The organism is Nocardia sp. NPDC051052 (assembly GCF_044456045.1).
Classification (GTDB): Bacteria; Actinomycetota; Actinomycetes; order Mycobacteriales; family Mycobacteriaceae; genus Nocardia.
In genome coordinates, this window is record NZ_JBITFL010000002.1 from 614356 (window position 1) to 635657 (window position 21302).

A 21302-nucleotide genomic window follows, 5' to 3' on the forward strand; every position below is an offset into this window, starting at 1 on the left:
CCGGTCCGACGATGACGTCCCGGGACCGTTCGGACAAAGTTCTCGGATGCAGGCCGAAATTCTTGTCACTATTCGGATCGGCAATTCCCGTTCCGCGCACGGGAAACGCCGATGGGCAGCTGAAGGTGTGTCATGGAATTCATCGAACTGGCCGATTATCCGTTGCCTAGCGGCCGTGTGATCGAGTGGCTCCCGACAGCCACTTCGCACTGGGCCGACTGGCCGCGAGATACTCGGGCCGTTTCCTATAATCACGAGCATCATCTTCGAGATGCGGTGGAACACAGTCGAATACGAGATCGGCGCCACTACTGGCTCGGTCACGCGTACCGCATCGACGGACCGCTGGACCCGCAAGCCTGGCGTACCGCCTTCGATGCCTGGATCGACCGGCACGAGGGCCTGCGCTCGCATGTCGCCATCGAGGGCGGCCAGCCTGCCAGGTACACCTTGCCGCCCGGTGAGATCCGGGTGCAACCGGTCGACGCGGGCGCGCCGACCTCGACAATGGCGACATATCGCCTGGTCCACGGCCTACTCGACGACGGAACCTCACCGCTGCGGTGGCCCTCCTACGTCGCCGTGACCATCGCCAACCGCGACAGCTTCACCGTCGTTTTCGCCGCCGATCACTCGATCATGGACGGCTACTCGACCGTCTCCACCGGCGGCGAACTGCACGCGCTCTACAACGCGGTCCGCGCGGGCAAGTCCGCTGAGCTGTGCGATACCGGCAGCTACGTCGACTTCTGCCATGACGAACGGGTCCGGGCGACCGCGGCCACCGCCGCGGACCCCGCGGTGCGGACCTGGGAAACGTTCTTCCCGGAGAACACCGAGAACACCCTGCCGTGCGGCACGCTCAGCAAGGTGGCCGCGGCGCCGATCGAGTTCACCGGCGCGGCGCAGGCCTCGCCGCGGCGGCCGGCGCAGCGCAATCTGTCGGTCGAGGTGCTCGACGCCGACGCGGCCGACGCGGCCTCGGTGGTCGCCAGGGAACAAGGTCAGGGGCTGTTCGCGGCGCTGCTGGCGGCGTTCGCGGTGACCACCACCGAGCTCGGCGCCGGACGGGATTTCCGCACGGTGATCCCGCTGCACACGCGCACCGAACCGCAGTGGGCGGACACGCTCGGCTGGTTCGTCGGGCTGGCGCCGTTCCAGCTGGACTGCGGTCCGGCACGCAATCTCGCCGAACTCATCCGGCCCGCGGGCGAGGAGCTGCGGCGCACCCGTGGCGCCGCGACCGTGCCGTTCGGCCGGGTCTGCGAGCTGCTCGGCACCCGGCCGCGCATCTCCTTCATGGTGTCGTACATGGACGTGCGCGGCGCAAAGTCCGCCCCGACCTGGGTCGACACCAATACCCGCTGGCTGCGCAGCCGCAACGGGTCGGCCGAGGAGTTCTTCTTCTGGTTCGTCCGCACCCAGCAGGGCGTGACGCTCAACATGCGCTACCCGGGCACCACCAGGGCGACCCGCGACATCCACCGGCATGTGCTGCGGATGCGCGATCTGCTTGCCGAGTTCACCCGCTATGGCGATGCCCGAATCCGTCCGATCGAAGGAGTGCCGCTGTCATGGTAGAGATGACCCTCACCGAGCATTGGCAGCCGAAACCCGGCGTACTACTCGAGTTCACCACCACCGCGGCGAGCCAGGCTGCCACCGAAACCACCGCGCCCTCCGACGTCCCCGCGACCTATCTGCAGGAATCGCACATCCGCCGCTGGTCGGCGCGCAGGCAGACCAACGACCCGCTCGCCTCCGAGCTCTCGTTCTGCTTCTCGGTCGCGCGCCCGCTCGACGCGGACGCGCTGCGCCGGACCTATATCGCTTTCCTGCAGCGCCACGAGACCTTGCGCTCGTGGTTCCGGATCGACGAGTCCGATGGCGGGTTCGCGCTGACCAGGTATCTGCTCGACCCGGCGGCGGTCGACCTGGAAACCCATACCCTCGCCACCTTCACCGACAGCGGCGAGCTCCGCGACACCCTGGTCGCGAAGTTCAAGGCCAACGCCGATCCGACGCGCTGGCCCGCGATCGTCTGCTGCGCGATCGACCACGGTGCGGACGGATTCACCGTCGTCTACAGCGCCGACCACGCGTTCACCGACGGCATGTCGGTGCTCACGTCCACCTACGAATTCCACGCGCTCTACACGGCGTTCAGCACCGGCCAGGAGCCCGTGCTGCCGCCGGTCGGCAGCTATGTCGAGTTCGCGAGGACCGAGCGCGCCGCCGTCGCCGCACGGCCGCCGGAGTTGGAGCAGCTGGCGAGCCTGCTTGCCGAGAAAGCGCACGGGGTCCGCCCGCTGCCGATCGAGCTCGGCCTCGCGCCCGGTGCGGTGGCCGACAGCTTCGGCACCAAGGTCGACATGCTCGACGCGGCCGAAATCGACGCGTTCGCCGCGGCGTGTAAGAACGCGGGCGGTTCGTTCTCCGCGGGGCTGTACGCCGCGGTCGCCCTGGCCGAGCTCGCATTCGCGGGCCGGACAAGCTATCTGGGCATGAACGTGGTCGGCACCCGAAGCGAGCCGCAGTATCAACTCGCACAGGGTTGGTTCATCAACCTGATGCCGATCGCGTTCGAGCTCGACGGGGCGCACCGGTTCACCGAGTTGATCGGCCGAGCCGGTGTCGCACTGGACTGGACGAAGCCGCTGTCGAACGTCCCGATCCATGCCGCGCTCGACCGGGCGGCCGCGCTCACCGGAACGCCGCTGCCGGTCACCACGGACTGGCCGTGGGTGTCCTACCTGGACATGCGCGCGGTGTCCGGTCCGGCACTGGAGGCCGCGATGCCCGGCGTCTCCGAGATCAACGGTCTCGGCTCCCGCAGCAAGATCGGGCAGACCTCGCCCATCTGGTTCAACCGCGAGCTGGAACGGCTGCACGTCACGATGATGTACCCGGACACGCCGGTCGCGCACAAGTCGGCCGCCGACTATCTCGAGCAGATCCGCACCACGTTGCGCGCCATCGCCGAAACCGGTGATTTCGCGGTCACCGCACCAGCTCTCGCGAGGTCATGATGCAGTTGCTTTTTCTCGACCAACTGAATGCACCACCAGGCACCCTGCTCGAATGGGTCGCGGTCGCCGACCCCGGACCGACGCCCGATGCGACACCCCCGTCCGCCAACCAGGCGATCCACCTGTCCTCGGGCGGCCCGACGACCTGGCTCGCCGCGACCTTCGACGTGGCGGGCCCGATCGACGAATCCGCCCTGCAGACGGCGTTCTCGGCGTGGCTGCCGCGCCACGACGCGCTGCACTGCAGCTTCGAACCGCCGGCCGACGGCAAGCCGCCGACGGTGCAGGTGGTGGTGGACAGCGACATCCGGCTCATTCCCCAGCCCGCCGTCGAGACCACGACCACCGAGGACCTGCGCACCGTCCTCGGCGGCAGGCTCGATCAGGCGTGCTCGCCGTTCACCTTCGCGCCGTACTTCCTCGGCGCGATCAGCAGGCCGGAAACGTCCACGGTCGTCTGCGGATTCGACCACGCCGTGTGTGACGCCTGGTCGATCACCATCGCCGTGGCGGAACTGGACGAGCTCTACCGGGCCGCCTGCGAGGACGGTCCCGACGGTGCCGTCGCGGCCGCCGACCGGCTGCCCGAGCCGAGCAGCTTCCTGTCCTACTCGACCAGGGAGGCCGCGATTCCGGCGGCGGCCACCGGTCCGCTGATCCGTTCGTGGCGCGACTTCCTGCACGCCGCGGGCAACGATCTGCCGCACTTCCCGCTCGATCTCGGCGTCCCGGCCGGGACGCTCGCGCCGTTCGGCAGCGATGTCCGGCTGCTGCTCGGCGCGATGGCCACCGATGCGCTGCATCGCAAGTCGCGGGCCGACGGGTATTCGATGTTCGCGGCGCTGCTGGCCGCGGTCGCGATGGCCGCGGCCGAGCTCGGCGGGCGCGCCGGGATCGACCTGGTGTTCCCGGTGCACACCCGGCGGGAACCGCGGCACCACAACACCTTCGGCTGGCTGGTGTCCAACGCGCCGGCCCATGTGCCGGTGGCGCACGACTTCTGCGCGACCGCGCAGTCCGCCGACGAAGCCGTCCGGTCTGGGCAGCGGCTGGCGCAGGTCCCGGCCAGCCGCGTACTCGCCGCGATGGGCAGTGATCTGCGCCGGACCAAGCAGGATCTGTTCAGCGTCTCCTACACCGACTACCGGCGACTACCGGGCGGTTCGCGCAGCGACACCACCCGAACGGTGCCCCGCAATCCGGCCCAGCTCAGTCGCAGCGCGCCGCTGGACGACGTGCAGCTGTGGTTCACCCGCACCGACGACGGACTCGCCCTGCGCACCCGTTTCCCGGCGACACCCACCGCGGGACCGCTGATCGGTGAGTTCCTCGACAAGGTCGCCGGGACCCTGTCCGCGGCGATCTCGGTGCGGGTATGAGAGGCCGTTACTCGCCCGCCGTTCGCCCGTCTCGACCCGCCGACGCGACGCCCCCGAGGACGAGGGTGTCGCGTCGCGGGCAGGCGGAATTGTTTGGGCCCCAACGATCGACAAAGTACGACTGCCGGGTGGCCGAACCCGATAGTCTCAGCACAGGATCCAGCGAGGAATTCCTCGTGAAAGCCGGGAGCGTCCGATGATGAAGGCTCTGCTCAGCAACGATTTCTCGACGTCATCGGGCGCCGAAGACACCGCCGCGGCACAGTGGCGGGGCACCGCCCTGCTCCGGCCGGGCATCCTCGCCTTCGAAGGCGAAATCCTACCGACGGAACTACACGCCCATCACGCTGTGCAGGTGATGGCCGCCTGCACCCCGATCTCCATCGTGGACGGCAGCGGGGTGCGGCGGCACGGCACCCACATCGTGGTGCCCACCGACGCGCCGCATCGGGTTTGCGGCGGTGCCAGCCACGGCATCGCGATCTACCTGGATCCGGAAACCGTCGCCGGTGCGGCCGCCGACCGGCGGGCGCACCTGCACGGGTGGGTGCACACGCTCAGCGTCGATCCGGCGCACGGCCAACTGGCCGAGCATGTCGCCGATGTCCTCGCGGATCTGCTGCGCGACAACGCGGCGGCAGGCCAGGACGATCGGCACGGTGTGGTGACCGCGGCGCTGCAACTGCTGCCCGACATGGTCAAGGGCGGGTCGGTGCGCGGCTCGGATGTGGCGCGGCAACTGGGGATTTCGGCGACCCGGCTGACCCATCTGTTCACCGAACAGGTCGGTATTCCGTTGCGCCGGTACATCCTCTGGCTGCGGCTGCACATCGCGATGAACGGCGTGATGGCCGGTGACGACGTCACGACCGCGTCGGCCGCGGCCGGGTTCGCGGACTGCTCGCATCTGACCCGGACCTGTCGGCGCACCTTCGGGCTGCCGCCGTCGATGATGAGCCGCGACGTCGACTGGGACATCAGCCTCTGAGCTGACAGAATCCCGACCGGCCCCCGCCATGCCGGCGAACGCCGGAACCGAGTGGTGACCTCATCTCACGACTCGATCCGGCGTTCGTCCGGGATGGCGGGGGCCGGTCGGCGTGCCGGGCAGTATGCTCGGGACATGATCTCGCGGGCACGGCTGATGGCGTATGCGGTTGTCGCATTCGTGCTGCCCGCGCTGCTGCTCTTCGCGATCCCGGCGGGTGAGCCCGGTTCGGTAGCCGTGGTCGGCATGGTCGCGGCGTCGCTGTTCGTCGCGCTGGCCACGCTGCACACCGCCGCCGCGTTGCCGCTCCCCCAGGTCGGTTCCGGCCCGCCACCGTCCGCGCAACGCCGCCGACGTGGCTCTTTCCTGCGCCAGAGCAATCCGGACACCCCCGGGCGCCCGCGCCCACGAGCACCAGGGTTCCGCACCGCCTGACGACCGCTTCCGCACCTGCTGCGGGGTGTCGTCGGCGTTGTCGTCGAACCCTTCCGTTCTCGTGCGCGTACGCACGCCCACAGTCAGGTGCTGTCCATGCTCGACTTCGTCTATTACCCGGTGTCCGCCATTCTGTGGCTCTGGCACTACGTCTTCGCCGCCGCCTTCGGACCCGCCGGCGGTCTCGCCTGGGTGCTATCGGTAATTTTTCTCGTCCTCACGCTCCGCGCCGTCCTCTTTGTGCCTTTCCTGAAACAAGCGCGCACGCAAGCAATTGTCAAAAAATTGCAACCCGATGTTTCCAGGCTGAAACAAAAATACACAAACGATCGTCGGCGGCAGGCGACCGAACTACAGAAACTGTATAAAGACAACGGCATCAATAGCTTCGCGACACTGATTCCGATGATCGGTCAGGTTTTCGTATTCATCGGCCTGTTCCATGTGCTGCGCTCGTTCGACCGCACCGCCGGACTCAGCCACCTGCCCTTCCAGGCCACCCCGACCCCGATGACACCGGAACAGAACGCCGCGACGCCCAATTACGTGTTCAGCGCCACCGACGTCCAGTCGTTCCTGCACGCGAAGCTCTTCGGCGCCCCGCTGTCGGCCATCCTCGGTGGCGCGGGCGACCTCCTGGCAACGGTCGCCCTCGTTGCCATCCCGCTGATGCTGATCGCCGCCGTCGCAACGCATTTCACCGCACGCGCGTCGATGGGACGCCAGGACACCACCGCTCAACTGCCGCTGATGCGCCCGCTCACCCTGTGGGCCTTCCCGGTGTTCACGCTGATCGGCGGCGCCCTTGTCCCGGTGGCGATCCTGCTCTACTTCGTCACCAACAACGCATGGACATTGGCCCAACAACACTTCGTCTATCACCGCCTCGACGCCGAAGCCGCCGCCGAGGCACAGCGGGCCGCCACCGCCCGCGCGGAGTTGGCCCCCAAGCCCGGCGCCAAGCCCGCCCGCGCCCAGTCGACCCCAAAGGTCGGCGCCAAGCCTGCCCAGTCGACCCCGAACGTCGGTGCCGAGCCCGCCCGCGTGCAGGCGGCCTCGAAGGTCGGCGCGAAACCGCGCCGCGCGCCGTCGACCCCGAAGGTCGGTGCTAAACCGAGCCGCCGGAGATGACCAAGAGGGTGGGCGCGCCCTCGCGCGCCCACCCTCGATCAGATCGCGTCGAGCGCCTTCCCGAAGTCGCGGGCGACGGTCGGCCAGCCGCCGCCCATCATCCGGCGGGACAGCTGCCGCATCGGGCCATCCGGATCGAAGCCGCTGTGCCGCAACAACACCCGGCAGATTTCCGGGCGATCCGCCAGTCGGCGGGTTCGGCGACGGTGGCATCGGCCAAGCTGATCCGCAACCGCCCGGCTTCGACCACTGTGGTTCGCCGCGGCTCGTGGACCGCTACTCCGACGCTGGCCGGGCTTCGACGTAATACTCCGCCGACAACGCCTTCAGCCACGGACGAACCGCCGCGGGTGCCCAGCGCACCGACGGATCATGCAGCACAGCGGGATCCGACAACTCGATGGTCTTGCCGCGGGTATGCAAGGTGAAACCGCCTGCGGCACTGACGTTTTTGACCCAGTCGGCATTGCGGCCGTACGTCAGCGCGATGCGGTATGCCCCGTCGCGATGGAACACCGACACCGGAGTTCGATACTCGCGCCCGGACTTTCGGCCCTTGTGCCGCAGTATGGCGAAGCCGGGCGCGCGGCCCGCGAACAGTCCTGCGGCGGGGTTGGTGGCATACCGGTTGAATTTCGCCAGTGCGCGGGGAAGCACCATCGGCGCGGTCCTCTCTCGAGTCGGCGTGCGCGCCCAAGGTTACTCTCGACCGGTGTCAGCGCAGCCGGAACGAGTCCAGCAGAAGTCCGAGACCATCGCCGTCTACGACGCGGCGGGTCAGGTGGTCGGCGCTGCCGATCGGGCCGCGGTCTACCGGGACGGAATGTGGCATGCCAGTGCCGGTGTGCTGGTCCGCTCCGGCGACGGCGCGCGGATCTACGTGCACCGCCGCACCGATACCAAGATGGTGTTCGCGGGCATGCACGACTGCCTGGCGGGCGGCGTGGTCGACCCGGGCGAAGCGCCGGAAGAGACGGCCGTTCGGGAACTGGCCGAGGAACTCGGCATCACGGTGACCGGCGCCGCGGCGCTCCGGCCAGCGGCCAAGGCGGCCTGGGATGGCGAGTGGCTGGGAAAACCGATGCGCTGCCACCTGTTCGCCTACGAACTGCGCTACGACGGACCGATCCACCACCAGCAAGAGGAGATCGCCGACGGCTGGTGGTGGACCGACGCGGAACTGCGCGCCCACCTGCCCGACCCGGACTGGCCGTTCGTGCCGGACACTCGGGTACTCGTCGACGATCTGCTCACCTGAGCGCCCTGCGGTCGGGCGCTCGCCTGCAGCGACTGATCAGGCCGCGCTGCCGCTACCCAGCGACAGGATGGAGGTAACGAGATTGGCAACAACTTCGAGCAATTCCATGGTTCTCCGTAAGTTGGCTTTATCGATGGGCACCGGAGCTTTGACGACCGACCTGGCCGAGGCCCGAACACCGAGTGCACATCGATGTCGCCGCGCCGGATTACCCGGAGGAGGCTACCGAACTGGCCCACGCGGCGAAAGCGCCGGGGTTCCTCGTCTGCAGCAGCACCCGGCCCGGCCCGACGAAGTCGAAGACGAAGCCCTCACCGGACTTGAGCGATTGGATGGACCTGCCGACCACCGCGCGACGGATGGTGAAGTTCATCGCCAGGTCGTAGGCGACGACATGGCCGGTGTCGATGGTGATCGGCTCCCCCGGCTGCAGATCGATCACGTCGATCGCGCCGAACACCCCGACCACGATCTCGCCCTCGCCGTGCGCGCGTAGCCCGAAGCCGCCCTCGCCGCCGAACAGGTTCGCGAAGCCGCCCCACTTGCTTTCCACCTGCACCCCATGGGAATTCGCGATCCAGCCGCCGCGACTGATGAAGAACGGGCGGTCCTGGGTGATCTGCAAATTCAGCATGTCGCCGGGTAGCGCGGGCGCCACATCCACCCAGCCGCCCTGCTGCGGCGCGGTGAACGTCGAGACGAAGAATGATTCACCGGCGAGCACCGAGCGCTTCAGTCCGGCCAGGATGCCGCCTTCGGCCTTGGCCGCCAACGTGACTCCCGCCGAGTGGGCGACCATGGCGCCGCTCTCGACCCGCATCGGCTCGCCGCCCGCGAGGAAGCACCGCGCGATCGTCGAGGCGGGGTTATGGCGCAGTTGTACCTTCATATTCCGCGACCCTACCGGCTGATTCGCGGCGGCAGGGACACCACTATCGGGGGTGTGACCGCTTACTCCAGCGACTTCAACGCGGCATCGTCGCGCGCGACCACCGCGCCGCCGTCCGCGGTCAGCACGATGGGCCGCTGGATCAGCCTCGGGTGCTCGGCGAGCGCCTCGATCCACCGGTCCCGATCGGCGGCCGTGCGGCCCCACTTCGACATCCCGAGATCCTTGGCGATCTGCTCGCCGGTGCGGGTGATGTCCCACGGTTCGGCGCCGAGTCGCTGCAGCACGGACCGCAACTCGTCCGCGGTCGGCGGCGTGTCCAGGTAGCGCCGCACCGAGTACTCGACGCCTGCCTCGTCCAGAAACGCGGTGGCAGTGCGGCTCTTGGAGCACTGCGGGTTGTGCCAGATCTCCATCTGCCCAGATGTCATGCAAGCAGGGTACCGAGCCGCCGGTGTGCCGCTGCCGACATGGGCGCGGCGGCACCGTTTGACGGCGGTTTTGCTGGATAAGCTCGATTCGATGCGTAAACGACTGAACCGGATCAACGCCCTGGATCGCCGCCTCGTGCAGCGCACCGCGCGTTTGCGACCGACACCCGCCGACCACGCCCTGCGTTCCCTCAGCATGAGCGCCAACCACAGTCGCCTCTGGATGGCGATCGCCGCCGGGCTCTTCGTGGCGGGCGGCCGGGCGCAGCGCCGCGGCGCGGTGCGCGGTCTCGCGGCGGTGAGCCTGGCGAGCGGCCTGGCCAACGGTGTCGCCAAGCCGTTGTTCCCGCGGCGACGGCCGCCGGTGGAGGCGGTGCCGCTGCTGCGGCGGCTGGTCAAACCGCCGGTGTCCTCCTCGTTCCCGTCCGGCCATGCCGCGTCGGCGGCGGCGTTCACCACCGCGGTGGCGTTGGAGTCGCCAGGGACGGCCGCGGTGCTCGCGCCGCTCGCGGTCGCGGTCGCCTATTCGCGGGTGCATATCGGCGTGCACTGGCCCTCCGACGTGGTGGTCGGCGCGGCGCTCGGCTCCGGGGTCGCGCTGGCGACCCGGCGCTGGTGGGCGGTGCGCGCCGACGAACCCGCCACGCTGGGTGCGGCGAAGCGCATCGAGCCGCTGCCCGAGGGGCGCGGGCTGCTGTTCGTGGTCAACCCGTCCTCGGGCACCGACGACGGCGGCGAACTGGCGCAGTTGTTGCGCGATCGGTTGCCCGCGGCGCAGATCATCGAGCTCGACGGCGACATCGACCTGGTCGCGGAGATCGATGCGCGGGTGCGGCGCGACGATATCGCCGCGCTCGGCGTGCTCGGCGGCGACGGTACGGTGTCGACCGTGGCGGAAGCCGCTGTGCGACACAACCTTCCGTTGGCGGTATTCGCCGGCGGGACGCTCAACCACTTCGCGCGCGACATCGGCGTGGAGAATCCCGTAACCACCCTCGCCGCACTCGATTCGGGTCAGCTGGTACTCACCGACACCGCCCGGGTGCGGTTGGACGACGCCGAGGAACGCACCTTCATCAATACCGCGAGCCTCGGCGGCTACCCCGACTTCGTCCGTCTACGCGAACGGTGGGAACGACGGATCGGCAAGTGGCCCGCGGCCGGAATCGCCATGCTGTGCGTGCTGTTTCGCGCGCAACCACTGCACGCCACGATCGACGGCGAACGCAGCGCCCTCTGGATGCTGTTCCTCGGCAACGGCGCGTACGACCCGGCCGACCAGATCCCGATGTCGCGTCCCCGCATGCACGACGGCACCCTCGACGTCCGGTATCTCCGTGCGGACCTTCGCTTTTCCCGCCTCCGCCTGATCTTCGCGACCTTCACCGGAACGCTGAATCGCTCCGATACCTACGTGCACCGACGCGTCGACCACCTCGACGTTCAGGTCGACGGCGCCCGGGTCTCACTGGCCACCGACGGCGAGGTCAACCACACGGCACAGCATTTGGACTTCGCCAGCCAACCGGCCGCGCTGGCCGTGTTCCGGGAGCTGCCGGACGACGACGAGTGACACCGGTTTGCGCGGCGATCACTTGCCCCCTTCGGTCAGCGTGACCTGCTGCGGCGCGTATCCCGGGCCGGTCACATCGACACCGGCGGCCATCAGCAGCTCCAGCGCCTTCATGACGTAATCGCTGGTGTAAGCGGTCGCGTCGGGATTCTTCTTCAGAACCGTTGCACCCTCTTGGTTCTTGGTGTCCTTGGCGATCTGCACGGTCCGCGCCCAGGCCGCGCTGTCGACCATGCCGATGCCCGCGGGCGAGGGCCAGATCAGCTTGTTCACCTCGTTGATCTGCCACTGCTGATGCGACGCGCCGAGCGTGCTGCCCGCGGCGACGGTGATGTCGCGGCACTTGTCCAGGTGGTCGCGGCAGAAGACCCAGCCCTTCAGCGAGGCCGCGATGAACTTCACCGTCTGGTCTTGGTATTTGGCGTCTTTCAGCTTCTCGGTGTTGGCCCAGATGGCGTCCTGCAACATGGCGACGCCCTCGCGGTTCCAATCGATGGTCGCGAAATCGTCTGCGGTGTACAACTTTCCGGTTGCCGGGTTCTTGGTTTCCAGCAGCTGGGCGTACTCGTTGTACGACATGGCCTGGGCGGCGGCGATGTCCTTGGCGAGGAAGGCGTTCATGTCGAACTGCTGCTGCACCAGCTTGACGTCCCTGGCCGGGTCGATGCCCGCCTTCGTCATGCCCGCGAAGAGTTCGAATTCATTGCCGTAGCCCCAGTTTCCGACGGTCTTGCCGCGCAGCGCGGCCGCGTTGGCGATGTTCTCCGATTTGAACGACACCTGTTTGGTGCCGGAGCGCTGGAAGATCTGTGCCACGTCGGTGATGCCCGCGCCCGCCTCGCGGGAGGCCAGCGCCTTCGGCACCCAGGCGATGGCGTAGTCGGCCTGTCCCTGCGCGAGCACCGTCTGCGGGACGATATCCGTTCCGCCGTCGAGGATTTCGACGGACAAGCCCTGATCCTTGTAGTAACCCTGGTCGACCGCGGCCAGGTAGCCCGCGAACTGTCCCTGTTTGAACCACTGCAGTTGCAGGCGCACCTTGGTGAGCCCGTCGGCGGTGGTGCCCGAGCCGCTGTCGGTGGTGCTGCAACCGGTGAGCGCGGCCGCGACCAGCGCGGCGAGCGCCAGACAGGTACGGAATCGCTTGGTGGACTGTGTCATCTAGATCTCCAGAGGGTGCTGCGGGGTCTACGAGTGAGCTGTTCGAGGAGTAGGACGGCGGCCAGGAAGATCAGGCCGACAAGCACGGCGCCCGCCACGTAGGCCCACGCCCTGGGGTAGGCGGTATTGGCGGCGGCGGAGGTGATACGGCTGCCGAGGCCGTTCTGCAGCCCGCCGAAGTATTCGGCGATGATGGCCGCGATCACCGCGCCAGGTGCGGCGATGCGCAGCCCGGTGAACAGGTACGGCAGCGCCGCGGGCAGCCGGACGACGCGGGTGAGCTGCCAGCCACCCGCCGCGTACGACGCCATCAGGTCCGTGTGGACCTGCGGGACCTGGCGCAGGCCCCTGGCCGTGCTGACGAACATCGGGAAGAACACCACGATGGTGACGACCATCCGGCGTGGCGCGTCCGTGGTGGTCGAATACATCGAATTCAGCAGGGGCGCAAGGGCAACGATCGGCACGGCGGCCGCGGCGGCGGACAGCGGCGTCAGCAATCCCTCGACCAGATGGAACCGGACGGCCAGCATCGCGGCCACGATACCGAGCACCGCGCCGACCACCAGGCCAATGAACGCGTTGGTTCCGGTGGCGGTCGCGGCGTCGGCGATGCGGCCGAAGTTCTCGGTGAATTCGCTTGCGATCGCGGTGGGCGCGGGGAGCAGGAACGACGGCACCCCGGCCACGACGGTCAGCAACTGCCACAGCGCGAGTCCGCCGACGCCGAACAGCAACGGCGGCAACACCGTTTTCCACGATGCGGTCATCACATCGACCCGCCGGTGTCGCCGTGGCCACCGCGCAGCGCCGCACGTACGGCCGCCACCGCCTCGAAAAATGCTGGGCTGGAACGAATATCGTCGCCCGCTGCGGCAGCGTCGCGCCTGCCCCAGCCGCCGGTCGGCACGATCTCGGTGATGCGGCCCGGCCGCGGCGACATAACCACCACCCGGTCGGACAGGAACACCGCCTCCGGAATCGAGTGCGTCACAAAGACCACGGCGGCCTCGGTCTCCCCCGCGATCCGCAGCAGCTCCCCCTGCATCCGCTCCCGCGTCATCTCGTCGAGCGCGCCGAAGGGCTCGTCCATCAGCAACAGGGACGGCTTGGGTGCTAACGCCCGGACGATCGCGACCCGCTGCTGCATGCCGCCGGACAGTTCGGCGGGATAGCGCTTGGCGAAGTCGGTCAGTCCCGCCATCTCGAGCAGTTCCGCACTGCGCGAGCGCCGTTCGCTCTTCGGCACCTTGTGCAGTTCCAGGGGCAGTTCGACATTCGCCTGCACGGTGCGCCAATCCAGCAGTCCGGACTGCTGGAACGCGATGCCGTAGTCCTGGTCGATCCGCGCCTGCCTGGCGGTCTTGCCGTGCACCGTGACGGTGCCCCCGGTCGGCTGTTCCAGGTCGGCGATGATGCGAAGCAGAGTCGACTTGCCGCAGCCGGAAGGGCCAATGAGCGAGACGAATTCGCCCGCGGCGACGGTCAGCGAGACATCGGCCAGTGCGGTGACCGAACCGGCAGCGTAGATCTTGCCCACGTCCGCGAGCCGCACCGCGGCGATGCGCTCGGCGGCCGGCTCGGCGAGGTCGACGACACCCACCTGCGCCGCCGAATCCGGCGCTGACGTCGCCGTGGCGGCGGCCGGTCGTGCTTTGGCGGTCAACGGATACCTCCTGGAAAGCAGTCCGCCCGAATGCGCGGACGGTCATAGCGATACGCGGGTCCGAGTTCGACGGTCCCGGCGCGCACGGCCATCGGACTTCTGTCGGCGGACGCATCGCACCGGCCGATCATCGGTGCGCTGATGTGCGTAGTCGAAATCGGCACTGCCCGTAGCGGTCTCGCGCCGGTCCGTAACGCCCTCGCATCGGACCGTTGCGGTCGCGCACCTAGCCACAGCACCCTCGCCCCCAGGCCATAGCGGTCTGACTCTAGGCCGCAACGCTCCCGCACCAAGCCGCAGCGCTCCCGCATCGAGCCCCAGCGAAGCACAGCAACTGCTCCGCGATCTACGACCGACCGACGCGCGATCATCGGTCGCCCCTCGACGCACCAGCGGAACCGGCAGGACGGCTATAGCGCCGCAGCGCCAATTCGGCGAGGCCGACCACCGCCGTGACCGCGACGCCGAGCATGGCGGCGGCCAGCACCGCAGCGTAGAGCCTGGACGCGTCGCCGGTGGCCTGCTGGGCGAAAACGATGATCTGCCTGCCGATTCCGCCGGCGGTGCCGGTGGAGATCTCCGCGACCACCGCGCCGATCACCGAGGCCGCGGCAGCCAATCGTAAGGCGGGCAGGAAGTGCGGGACGGCGGCGGGAAACCGCAAGTGCACCAACGTTTCCCACCAGCTGGCCGAATAGCTGTGCAGCAGTTCGATCGACGCCTTCGACGGCGCCTGCAACCCGCGCAGCATGCCGACCGCCACCGGGAAGAACGCCAGGTACGAGGCGATCACCGCGATGCTCATCCACGGCCGCCACGGCTCGCCCGCGATCACGATCTTGCCGCCCCACCCGGCCACTAGCGGGGCCAGCGCGATCAACGGAACCGTTTGCGAGACAATGATATAGGGCAGAAGTCCGCGTTCGACCCAGGCGAAACGCTGCATGAGGATGGCCAGCGCGACCCCGACCACGGTGCCGATGAGCAGCGCGAGCATGGCGAGTCCGAAGGTGAATCCCGCTGTCCGGAGCAAGGTTTCGCCGACCGTGCCGGAGTTGTCCCGCTCGCCGAGCACCGTCACCACTGACCACACGTGTGGCAGCGCGCCGTCTCCGGTGCGCGGCAGGATTCGCTGGTCACCGATGCTCACACCACGTTCCGGCACAACGAGTTTCACCAACTCCCAGAGCGCCAGCACCAGCACCAGCACGGTCACCGCATAGACCAGGCGGGCCGTCCGCAATCTCATCCGCCCACCAAAGACACCAAGAACACCAGCCGCGCACCTTTTCGCGAGCCGCGCACGAACTTGCCAGCGATTCCACGCGCAGCGGAACAATTCGTGCGCGGGGGGAGCTGTGGCGCCTCGATCAGCGCACGCGACGCCGCCGACCGGCCAGCGCGTGTCGCCATCAGGCGCCTTCCGTCGCGGTGACGGGGTGGGCCAGCCTGGGCAGCACCGACTCGCCGTACGCCTCGAGCGTCGCGGTCTTCGCGTCGTGTTGCAGGTAGACCGCGAACTGATCGACCCCGAGCTTTTCCAGCTCACGCAGCCGGGTCAGCTGGTCGTCGGGCGTGCCGAGCAGGCAGAAGCGGTCCACGATGGTGTCGGGCACGAAGTCGGCGTGTGTGTTGCCCGCGCGGCCGTGCTGGTTGTAGTCGTAACCCTGTCTGCCCGCGATATACTCGGGGAGCGCTGCCGGAACATCGCTGCCCGCACCGTATTTCGCGACGATGTCGGCCACGTGGTTGCCGACCATGCCGCCGAACCAGCGGCACTGTTCGCGGGCGTGCGTCAGCGCCGCGTCGGACCCGTCGGTGACGTAAGCCGGTGCGGCGACACAGATCTTCACCGCGCCTGGGTCGCGCCCCGCACGCTCGGCCGCGGCCCGCACCCGAGCGATGGTCCACGCGGTGATGTCCGGGTCGGCCAGCTGCAGGATGAACCCGTCGGCGACCTCGCCGGTGAGATCCAGTGCGCGCGGCCCGTACCCGGCCATCCAGACCTCCAGCCGGGAGGCGGCGGCCCAGGGGAACCGCACGATGGTGTCACCGACGCGGGCGCTGCGGCCGTTGCCGAGTTCCCGGATCACCTCGATGGATTCGCGCAGGGTCGCGAGGGTGGTCGGCTTACCGCCGAGCGTGCGGACCGCCGAATCGCCGCGGCCGATGCCGCAGACGGTGCGATTGCCGAACATGTCGTTCAGCGTGGCGAAGGTGGACGCGGTCACCGTCCAGTCCCTGGTGGCCGGGTTGGTCACCATCGGACCGACCACGACTTTCCTGGTGGCGGCGAGGATCTGGCTGTAGATGACGTACGGCTCCTGCCACAGCAGGTGCGAGTCGAACGTCCAGACATGCGAGAACCCGTGGGTCTCGGCCTGTCTGGCCAGTTCGACCACCCGGGAGGCGGGGGGTGTGCATTGCAGCACCACACCGATGTCCATGCGGCACTCTCCGTTTCGAAGTCGGCGACAGCTGCGCTGTCAGATCAGGTTCTGCGACAGTTCACGTTTGACGAACCGGCCGTGCCCCGCGCTGCCCAGGTACGCGCCGTTGTCGATGACCACCCGGCCGCGGGAGAGCACGGTGTCGACGTGGCCGTCGATCTCGAAGCCCTCGTAGGCCGAGTAGTCCATGTTCATGTGATGGGTCTTGCCGAGGCCGATGCTGGTGTGCCCGTTGGGGTCGTAGATCACGATGTCGGCGTCCGCGCCGGGACTGATCACGCCCTTGCGCGGGTACATGCCGAACATTCTGGCCGGCGTGGTGCAGCAGACCTCGACCCAGCGTTCGAGCGAGATCTGGCCGCTTTTGACGCCCTGGAACATCAGGTCCATCCGATGCTCGACGCCGCCGATCCCGTTCGGGATCTTGCTGAAATCGCCGATGCCCATCTCTTTCTGGTCCTTCATGCAGAACGGGCAGTGGTCGGTGCTGACCGTCGTCACGTCGCCGGTGCGCAGGTAACGCCACAGCTCGTCCTGATGCCCCTCGGCCCTGGACCGCAGCGGCGTCGAGCACACCCACTTGGCGCCCTCGAAACCCGGTGCGCCCAACTGTTCTTCGAGTGAGAGATACAGATATTGCGGGCAGGTTTCGCCGAAGACGTTCTGGCCGTTACCCCGTGCGGTCGCGATCTGTTCCAGCGCCTGCTTCGCCGATACATGCACCACGTACAGCGGCGCACCGGTCAACTGCGCCAACATGATCGCGCGATGGGTGGCTTCCTCCTCCATTTGCCACGGACGACTGGTGCCGTGGAAGTAGGGGGCGGTGTCGCCGCGCGCGATGGACTGCTCGACCAGCACGTCGATGGCGATCCCGTTCTCCGCGTGCATCATCAGCAGCGCGCCGAGATCGCCCGCCGACTGCATGGCGCGCAGGATCTGGCCGTCGGTGGAGTAGAAGACGCCAGGATAGGCCATGAACAGCTTGAAGCTGGTGACGCCCTCGGACACCAATTCGCTCATGCTCTTGAGGGATTCGTCGTTGACCTCACCGATAATCTGGTGGAAGCCGTAGTCGATCGCGCACTTGCCGGCAGCCTTCTGATGCCACGCGCCGAGCGTGTCCTGCAGCCGCTCCCCCGGCGTCTGGACCACGAAGTCGACGATCGTCGTGGTGCCACCCCACGCGGCGGCGCGGGTGCCGGTCTCGAAGGTGTCGGACGCCTCGGTGCCGCCGAACGGCATCTGCATGTGCGTATGTCCGTCCACCCCACCGGGAATCACGTATTTCCCGGTGGCGTCGATGGCCACCTCGGCGGCGGCGGTGAGGTCGGCGCCGAGGGCGGTGGAGCCGGGTTGCACTACGGCGACAATGGTTTCGCCGTCCACCAGCACGTCGAGCAGTTGCGATCCGGTGGCCGAGACCACCGTGCCGCCATGGATGAATGTCAGTGTCATGTGATCGCCGCCGGCCTCAGGGAGCCACCAGCGGGCCATAGGCGTCCGGTCGGCGGTCTCGATAGAAGGCCCACCGGTCACGCACCGTTTTGATCAGATCCAGGTCCAGGTCGCGGATCACCAGTTCGGGATCGGTGTCCGAGGCGACCTCGCCGACGAACTTGCCCTCGGGGTCGACGAAGTAGCTGGTGCCGTAGAAGTCGTCGTCGCCGTACTCCTCGATGCCGACCCGGTTGATCGCGCCGATGTAGTACTCGTTGGCCACCGCGGACGCGGGCTGCTCCAACTTCCACAGGTAACCCGACAGGCCGCGCGAGGTCGCGGACGGGTTGAACACGATTTCCGCGCCGGCCAGGCCGAGCGCGCGCCAGCCCTCCGGGAAATGCCGGTCGTAACAGATATAGACGCCGACCTTGCCGACCGCGGTATCGAACACCGGCCAGCCCACATTGCCCGGCCGGAAGTAAAATTTCTCCCAGAAGCCGTTGACGTGCGGAATGTGGTGCTTACGGTACTTACCGAGGTAGCTGCCGTCGGCGTCGATCACCGCCGCGGTGTTGTAGAGCAGGCCAGGCTGCTCCTGCTCGTACACCGGCAGGACCATCACCATGCCCAATTCCTTTGCCAGCGCGGCGAATCGGTCCGTCGTCGGACCCGGCACCGACTCCGCGTACTCGTAGAACTTCGCGTCCTGCAACTGGCAGAAGTACGGGCCGTAGAACAGCTCCTGGAAGCAGATCACCTTCGCGCCCTGCGCGGCCGCCTGACGGGCGTAATCCTCGTGCGCTTTGATCATGGACTCTTTGTCGCCGGTCCAGTTCGTCTGGACGAGCGCGGCTCGAACGATTCCCATGCTTTGTTATACTTCACTCCGAACCAATTCGGTTGTGTTACAAGATTGCGGAAACAGTTTCGTAGCCGTAAACCTTGATTCTGGTCGTAGTTCCGCCGCCACACCCGACGCAGAATGACGGTGTGAGCGAGCGAATCGGAGGCACAGCGCCCATGGCCGCCGCCAGGGGGTGGGGCGGGGTGAGGGTGTGACGAGTGAGCCGACGGCGGCGGCTGTGAACGGGGCGGGTCAGTTCATTGCGGAGTTGGGTGATCGGACGCCGGCGGGTATTGCGGCGGCGGTGAGCAGGCAGATTCGTTCGGGGGCGTTGACGCCGGGGTCCAGGCTGCCGACTGTTCGGGAAGTCGCTCGGGAGTTGAAGGTCTCGCCCGCGACGGTGAACCAGGCTTGGCGGGCGCTTGCGGCGGCGGGGGTGATCGTGGCGCGTGGGCGGGCGGGGACGTTTGTCGGTGCGGCCGTCGCCAGCAGATCAGGTACCGGCGTCGGTCGTTATCAACGGCTGCATCCGCCGTCCTACAGCAATTTTCGGATCGATCTCTCCCGTGGTACGCCCGATCCCGAGTTGCTGCCCGATCTCGGGGCGGCGTTGCGCGACCTCACCCGGGACGGGGGCAGTGACCTCGCCGCCGACTATCTCGGCGAGGCGGTGTTGCCGGAGCTGGCCGCCAAAGTCCGGGCCGACTGGCCGTTTCGCGCCGAACGGGTTGCCGTTCTCGACGGCGCGCTGGATGCCGTCGACCGGCTTTTGTCGGCGCACGTGCGGCTCGGCGACGCGGTGGCGGTCGAAGATCCTTGTTTCCCACCGTTTCTCGATCTGCTCGCGGGCCTCGGCGCCCGGCCCATCCCGGTTCGGATGGACGAATCCGGTGTGCTGCCAGCCGAACTCGCGCGCGCCATCACCGAACACGGCGCCACCGCGCTCATCCTGCAGCCGCGCGGCCAGAACCCCACCGGCGTCTCCCTCACCGCCCGCCGCGTCCGCGAACTGTCCGACATCCTGCTCGACGCGGGCACTCTCGTCATCGAGGACGACCACTCCGCCGGAATCGCCGCCGCCCCACTGCGTTCCCTCGGCAGCCGCCTGCCCGGCCGCACCGTGCACATCCGCTCGTACTCCAAATCCCACGGTGCCGACCTGCGCCTCGCCGTCGCGGGCGGCGCCGCCGAGCTCCTCGACCCGGTCATCGAACGCCGCATGCTCGGCGCGGGCTGGACCAGCCGGCTGCTGCAGCGCGTGCTGCTGAGCATGCTCGATGACGAAACCGCCAGCCATGCCGTCACCACCGCCCGCGCCGAATACCGCAGGCGCTCAGCCGAACTTCGCCGCGCCCTGGCCCGCCGTGGCGTCACCGTCCCGCGCGGCGACGGCATCAACCTGTGGCTCCCCGTCGCCGACGAGAACGCCGCCATGATCTCCCTCGCCGCCGCGGGCATCAAGGCCGCTCCCGGTGGACCGTTCGTGGTCGGCGATCACCCGCCCACCGACCACCTCCGCATCACCATCTCGCCCCTCACCGACCACGATCTCGACTGGCTCGCTACCGAACTCGCGGCCGCCACCGTCGCCGTCCCCACCTATCGCCGCATCCGTCGCGCCGGACTGTGACATCGCGTACTTCGCCGCTTTACCCCATAGCCCAAAGACATCTGTGGCCGAGGCGGCAGCGCTGTTCTGCCGCATTCGATAGCCCACAGACATCTATCGTGGGACCGAAGAACCCGTGAGTTATGCGAAGTACCCCTGTTTACCTGCCAATGTGCGGATTTCAGAGTGATCCAGGCGGTCCCGGTACGCGCACGGCGGAGAGATGGAATGATTCGGCACGGCATCAGCCGGTGCGCAATCCGAATGAAGGAGATTCCTAGCGGTGAGCAGCGAAGTGCAGGGGCGGCAGTTCGGCGACAGCAAACGTGGGTGGCGATTCGGGGTGCCGCGCGGAGTGCTACGCGTGGTCGGTGTCGCGGCGGTCGCCGCGGCGCTCGCGGCGTTCGCGTCCGGCGGTGTTTCAGCGAACACCTTCAGCGTGCGCACCCAGCAGCCCGCACAGTGCAATGCGCCCGAAGAAGGCGCGGTGACCGCCCGCAACAACTACCCGGCACCCGGCGCGGCCACCGAGCCCGGCGCCACCTACTCGGCGAGGCTCGACACCACCTGCGGGGCAATCGATATCGCGCTGGACGCGCGGGCGCCGCAGACGGTCAACTCGTTCGCTTTCCTGTCCAACGAGCAGTACTTCAACCACACCAAGTGCCACCGCATCACCACCAACGGCATCTTTGTCCTGCAGTGCGGTGATCCCACGGCCACCGGCACCGGCGGCCCCGGCTACCAGATCGCCGACGAGAACCTGGCGGGCGCCACCTACCCGGCGGGCACCGTCGCGATGGCGAACTCGGGCCCGAATACCAACGGCAGCCAGTTCTTCCTGGTCTACAAGGACAGCCCGCTGCCGCCGAGCTACACCCCGTTCGGGCGCATCACCGGCGGACTCGACGTCCTCCAGTCCGTCGCCCTCGCGGGCACCCGGGACGGCAGCCCCGACGGCGCCCCGCGCGACGACGTAGTGCTCAACAAGGTCGAAACCTTCAAGAACTAACACC

Annotated in this window: 21 protein-coding genes; 10 read left to right on the forward strand and 11 right to left on the reverse strand. The window is 68.1% G+C overall.

The annotated features are described in order from the left end of the window. Positions 1 to 276 precede the first annotated feature (276 nt). The 6 genes from ACIBCN_RS07900 to yidC all read left to right on the forward strand — a co-directional run bounded on the left by ACIBCN_RS07900 (position 277) and on the right by yidC (position 6962). The gene (locus ACIBCN_RS07900) at positions 277 to 1581 is read left to right on the forward strand and encodes a condensation domain-containing protein (RefSeq protein WP_396990739.1); all 1305 of its coding nucleotides are present in this window, start codon (positions 277 to 279) and stop codon (positions 1579 to 1581) included. Next, positions 1575 to 3029: a condensation domain-containing protein gene (locus ACIBCN_RS07905; protein ID WP_396990740.1), complete on the forward strand. Its 1455-nt coding sequence runs from the start codon at positions 1575 to 1577 to the stop codon at positions 3027 to 3029. Before ACIBCN_RS07900 ends, ACIBCN_RS07905 begins: the two co-directional genes overlap by 7 nt. Further along, positions 3026 to 4408 (forward strand): condensation domain-containing protein, encoded by a 1383-nt coding sequence (locus ACIBCN_RS07910; protein ID WP_396990741.1) that lies wholly within the window; start codon positions 3026 to 3028, stop codon positions 4406 to 4408. The genes ACIBCN_RS07905 and ACIBCN_RS07910 overlap by 4 nt, the downstream gene beginning before the upstream one ends. Positions 4409 to 4604: 196 nt before the next feature. Next, positions 4605 to 5396 carry a helix-turn-helix domain-containing protein gene (locus ACIBCN_RS07915; RefSeq protein ID WP_396990742.1) on the forward strand — a complete coding sequence of 264 codons (792 nt, stop codon included), beginning with the start codon at positions 4605 to 4607 and terminating at the stop codon, positions 5394 to 5396. Positions 5397 to 5531: 135 nt separating this feature from the next. After that, a complete protein-coding gene (locus ACIBCN_RS07920; protein ID WP_396990743.1) occupies positions 5532 to 5831 on the forward strand; it encodes a DUF6412 domain-containing protein in 300 nt (99 codons plus the stop codon). A gap of 96 nt (positions 5832 to 5927) precedes the next feature. Further along, positions 5928 to 6962 (forward strand): membrane protein insertase YidC, encoded by a 1035-nt coding sequence (yidC, locus tag ACIBCN_RS07925; protein ID WP_396990744.1) that lies wholly within the window; start codon positions 5928 to 5930, stop codon positions 6960 to 6962. 38 nt (positions 6963 to 7000) lie between these two features. Here yidC and ACIBCN_RS07930 read toward each other — a convergent pair whose 3' ends face one another. Together ACIBCN_RS07930 and ACIBCN_RS07935 are read right to left on the reverse strand one after the other, a co-directional pair. Further along, a complete protein-coding gene (locus tag ACIBCN_RS07930; RefSeq protein WP_396990745.1) occupies positions 7001 to 7123 on the reverse strand; it encodes a hypothetical protein in 123 nt (40 codons plus the stop codon). A 115-nt stretch (positions 7124 to 7238) separates the two neighbouring features. After that, complete coding sequence (locus ACIBCN_RS07935; protein ID WP_396990746.1) at positions 7239 to 7622, reverse strand: nitroreductase family deazaflavin-dependent oxidoreductase; 384 nt, start codon at positions 7620 to 7622, stop codon at positions 7239 to 7241. A 52-nt stretch (positions 7623 to 7674) separates the two neighbouring features. On the opposite strand from ACIBCN_RS07935, the gene ACIBCN_RS07940 reads away from it, so the two are divergent. Then, positions 7675 to 8220, forward strand: coding sequence for an NUDIX domain-containing protein (locus ACIBCN_RS07940; RefSeq protein WP_396990747.1), 546 nt, complete (start codon positions 7675 to 7677; stop codon positions 8218 to 8220). Positions 8221 to 8428: 208 nt separating this feature from the next. Here ACIBCN_RS07940 and ACIBCN_RS07945 read toward each other — a convergent pair whose 3' ends face one another. Both ACIBCN_RS07945 and ACIBCN_RS07950 read right to left on the reverse strand, forming a co-directional pair. Next, positions 8429 to 9109 (reverse strand): TIGR00266 family protein, encoded by a 681-nt coding sequence (locus ACIBCN_RS07945; protein WP_150404576.1) that lies wholly within the window; start codon positions 9107 to 9109, stop codon positions 8429 to 8431. Between the two features lie 62 nt (positions 9110 to 9171). After that, on the reverse strand, positions 9172 to 9540 hold the full coding sequence (locus ACIBCN_RS07950; protein ID WP_396990748.1) for an arsenate reductase family protein: 369 nt from the start codon (positions 9538 to 9540) through the stop codon (positions 9172 to 9174). A 91-nt stretch (positions 9541 to 9631) separates the two neighbouring features. Between ACIBCN_RS07950 and ACIBCN_RS07955 the strand changes: the two genes are divergently transcribed. Then, positions 9632 to 11113: a bifunctional phosphatase PAP2/diacylglycerol kinase family protein gene (locus ACIBCN_RS07955; RefSeq protein ID WP_396990749.1), complete on the forward strand. Its 1482-nt coding sequence runs from the start codon at positions 9632 to 9634 to the stop codon at positions 11111 to 11113. Between the two features lie 18 nt (positions 11114 to 11131). Here ACIBCN_RS07955 and ACIBCN_RS07960 read toward each other — a convergent pair whose 3' ends face one another. The 7 genes from ACIBCN_RS07960 to ACIBCN_RS07990 all read right to left on the reverse strand — a co-directional run bounded on the left by ACIBCN_RS07960 (position 11132) and on the right by ACIBCN_RS07990 (position 18701). Beyond that, positions 11132 to 12274 carry an ABC transporter substrate-binding protein gene (locus ACIBCN_RS07960; protein WP_396990750.1) on the reverse strand — a complete coding sequence of 381 codons (1143 nt, stop codon included), beginning with the start codon at positions 12272 to 12274 and terminating at the stop codon, positions 11132 to 11134. Beyond that, positions 12271 to 13044 (reverse strand): ABC transporter permease, encoded by a 774-nt coding sequence (locus ACIBCN_RS07965; protein ID WP_396990751.1) that lies wholly within the window; start codon positions 13042 to 13044, stop codon positions 12271 to 12273. The genes ACIBCN_RS07960 and ACIBCN_RS07965 overlap by 4 nt, the downstream gene beginning before the upstream one ends. Further along, entirely contained in the window at positions 13044 to 13940 is an 897-nt protein-coding gene (locus ACIBCN_RS07970) for an ABC transporter ATP-binding protein (RefSeq protein ID WP_396990752.1), read from the reverse strand. Before ACIBCN_RS07970 ends, ACIBCN_RS07965 begins: the two co-directional genes overlap by 1 nt. Before the next feature lie 367 nt (positions 13941 to 14307). Further along, positions 14308 to 15189 (reverse strand): ABC transporter permease, encoded by an 882-nt coding sequence (locus tag ACIBCN_RS07975; RefSeq protein WP_396990753.1) that lies wholly within the window; start codon positions 15187 to 15189, stop codon positions 14308 to 14310. A gap of 163 nt (positions 15190 to 15352) precedes the next feature. Then, positions 15353 to 16387, reverse strand: a complete 1035-nt coding sequence (locus ACIBCN_RS07980) for a TIGR03842 family LLM class F420-dependent oxidoreductase (RefSeq protein ID WP_396990754.1) — start codon at positions 16385 to 16387, stop codon at positions 15353 to 15355. A 39-nt stretch (positions 16388 to 16426) separates the two neighbouring features. Next, positions 16427 to 17848: a dihydropyrimidinase gene (gene hydA, locus ACIBCN_RS07985; RefSeq protein ID WP_396990755.1), complete on the reverse strand. Its 1422-nt coding sequence runs from the start codon at positions 17846 to 17848 to the stop codon at positions 16427 to 16429. A 16-nt stretch (positions 17849 to 17864) separates the two neighbouring features. After that, positions 17865 to 18701 carry a nitrilase-related carbon-nitrogen hydrolase gene (locus tag ACIBCN_RS07990; RefSeq protein ID WP_396990756.1) on the reverse strand — a complete coding sequence of 279 codons (837 nt, stop codon included), beginning with the start codon at positions 18699 to 18701 and terminating at the stop codon, positions 17865 to 17867. 187 nt (positions 18702 to 18888) lie between these two features. Between ACIBCN_RS07990 and ACIBCN_RS07995 the strand changes: the two genes are divergently transcribed. After that, complete coding sequence (locus ACIBCN_RS07995) at positions 18889 to 20307, forward strand: PLP-dependent aminotransferase family protein (RefSeq protein ID WP_396990757.1); 1419 nt, start codon at positions 18889 to 18891, stop codon at positions 20305 to 20307. 262 nt (positions 20308 to 20569) lie between these two features. After that, positions 20570 to 21298, forward strand: a complete 729-nt coding sequence (locus ACIBCN_RS08000; RefSeq protein WP_396990758.1) for a peptidylprolyl isomerase — start codon at positions 20570 to 20572, stop codon at positions 21296 to 21298. Positions 21299 to 21302: the final 4 nt, after the last annotated feature.

Excerpts from the sequence above, each read along its gene's own strand:
- hydA (WP_396990755.1), bottom strand. The coding sequence starts at position 17,848 with ATGACACTGACATTCATCCATGGCGGCACGGTGGTCTCGGCCACCGGA.
- ACIBCN_RS07975 (WP_396990753.1), bottom strand. The coding sequence starts at position 15,189 with ATGAGATTGCGGACGGCCCGCCTGGTCTATGCGGTGACCGTGCTGGTG.
- ACIBCN_RS07960 (WP_396990750.1), bottom strand. The coding sequence starts at position 12,274 with ATGACACAGTCCACCAAGCGATTCCGTACCTGTCTGGCGCTCGCCGCG.
- ACIBCN_RS07980 (WP_396990754.1), bottom strand. The coding sequence starts at position 16,387 with ATGGACATCGGTGTGGTGCTGCAATGCACACCCCCCGCCTCCCGGGTG.
- ACIBCN_RS07920 (WP_396990743.1), top strand. The coding sequence starts at position 5,532 with ATGATCTCGCGGGCACGGCTGATGGCGTATGCGGTTGTCGCATTCGTG.
- ACIBCN_RS07935 (WP_396990746.1), bottom strand. The coding sequence starts at position 7,622 with ATGGTGCTTCCCCGCGCACTGGCGAAATTCAACCGGTATGCCACCAAC.
- ACIBCN_RS07915 (WP_396990742.1), top strand. The coding sequence starts at position 4,605 with ATGATGAAGGCTCTGCTCAGCAACGATTTCTCGACGTCATCGGGCGCC.
- ACIBCN_RS07945 (WP_150404576.1), bottom strand. The coding sequence starts at position 9,109 with ATGAAGGTACAACTGCGCCATAACCCCGCCTCGACGATCGCGCGGTGC.
- ACIBCN_RS07965 (WP_396990751.1), bottom strand. The coding sequence starts at position 13,044 with ATGACCGCATCGTGGAAAACGGTGTTGCCGCCGTTGCTGTTCGGCGTC.
- ACIBCN_RS07955 (WP_396990749.1), top strand. The coding sequence starts at position 9,632 with ATGCGTAAACGACTGAACCGGATCAACGCCCTGGATCGCCGCCTCGTG.
- ACIBCN_RS07990 (WP_396990756.1), bottom strand. The coding sequence starts at position 18,701 with ATGGGAATCGTTCGAGCCGCGCTCGTCCAGACGAACTGGACCGGCGAC.
- yidC (WP_396990744.1), top strand. The coding sequence starts at position 5,928 with ATGCTCGACTTCGTCTATTACCCGGTGTCCGCCATTCTGTGGCTCTGG.
- ACIBCN_RS07905 (WP_396990740.1), top strand. The coding sequence starts at position 1,575 with ATGGTAGAGATGACCCTCACCGAGCATTGGCAGCCGAAACCCGGCGTA.
- ACIBCN_RS07910 (WP_396990741.1), top strand. The coding sequence starts at position 3,026 with ATGATGCAGTTGCTTTTTCTCGACCAACTGAATGCACCACCAGGCACC.
- ACIBCN_RS07950 (WP_396990748.1), bottom strand. The coding sequence starts at position 9,540 with ATGACATCTGGGCAGATGGAGATCTGGCACAACCCGCAGTGCTCCAAG.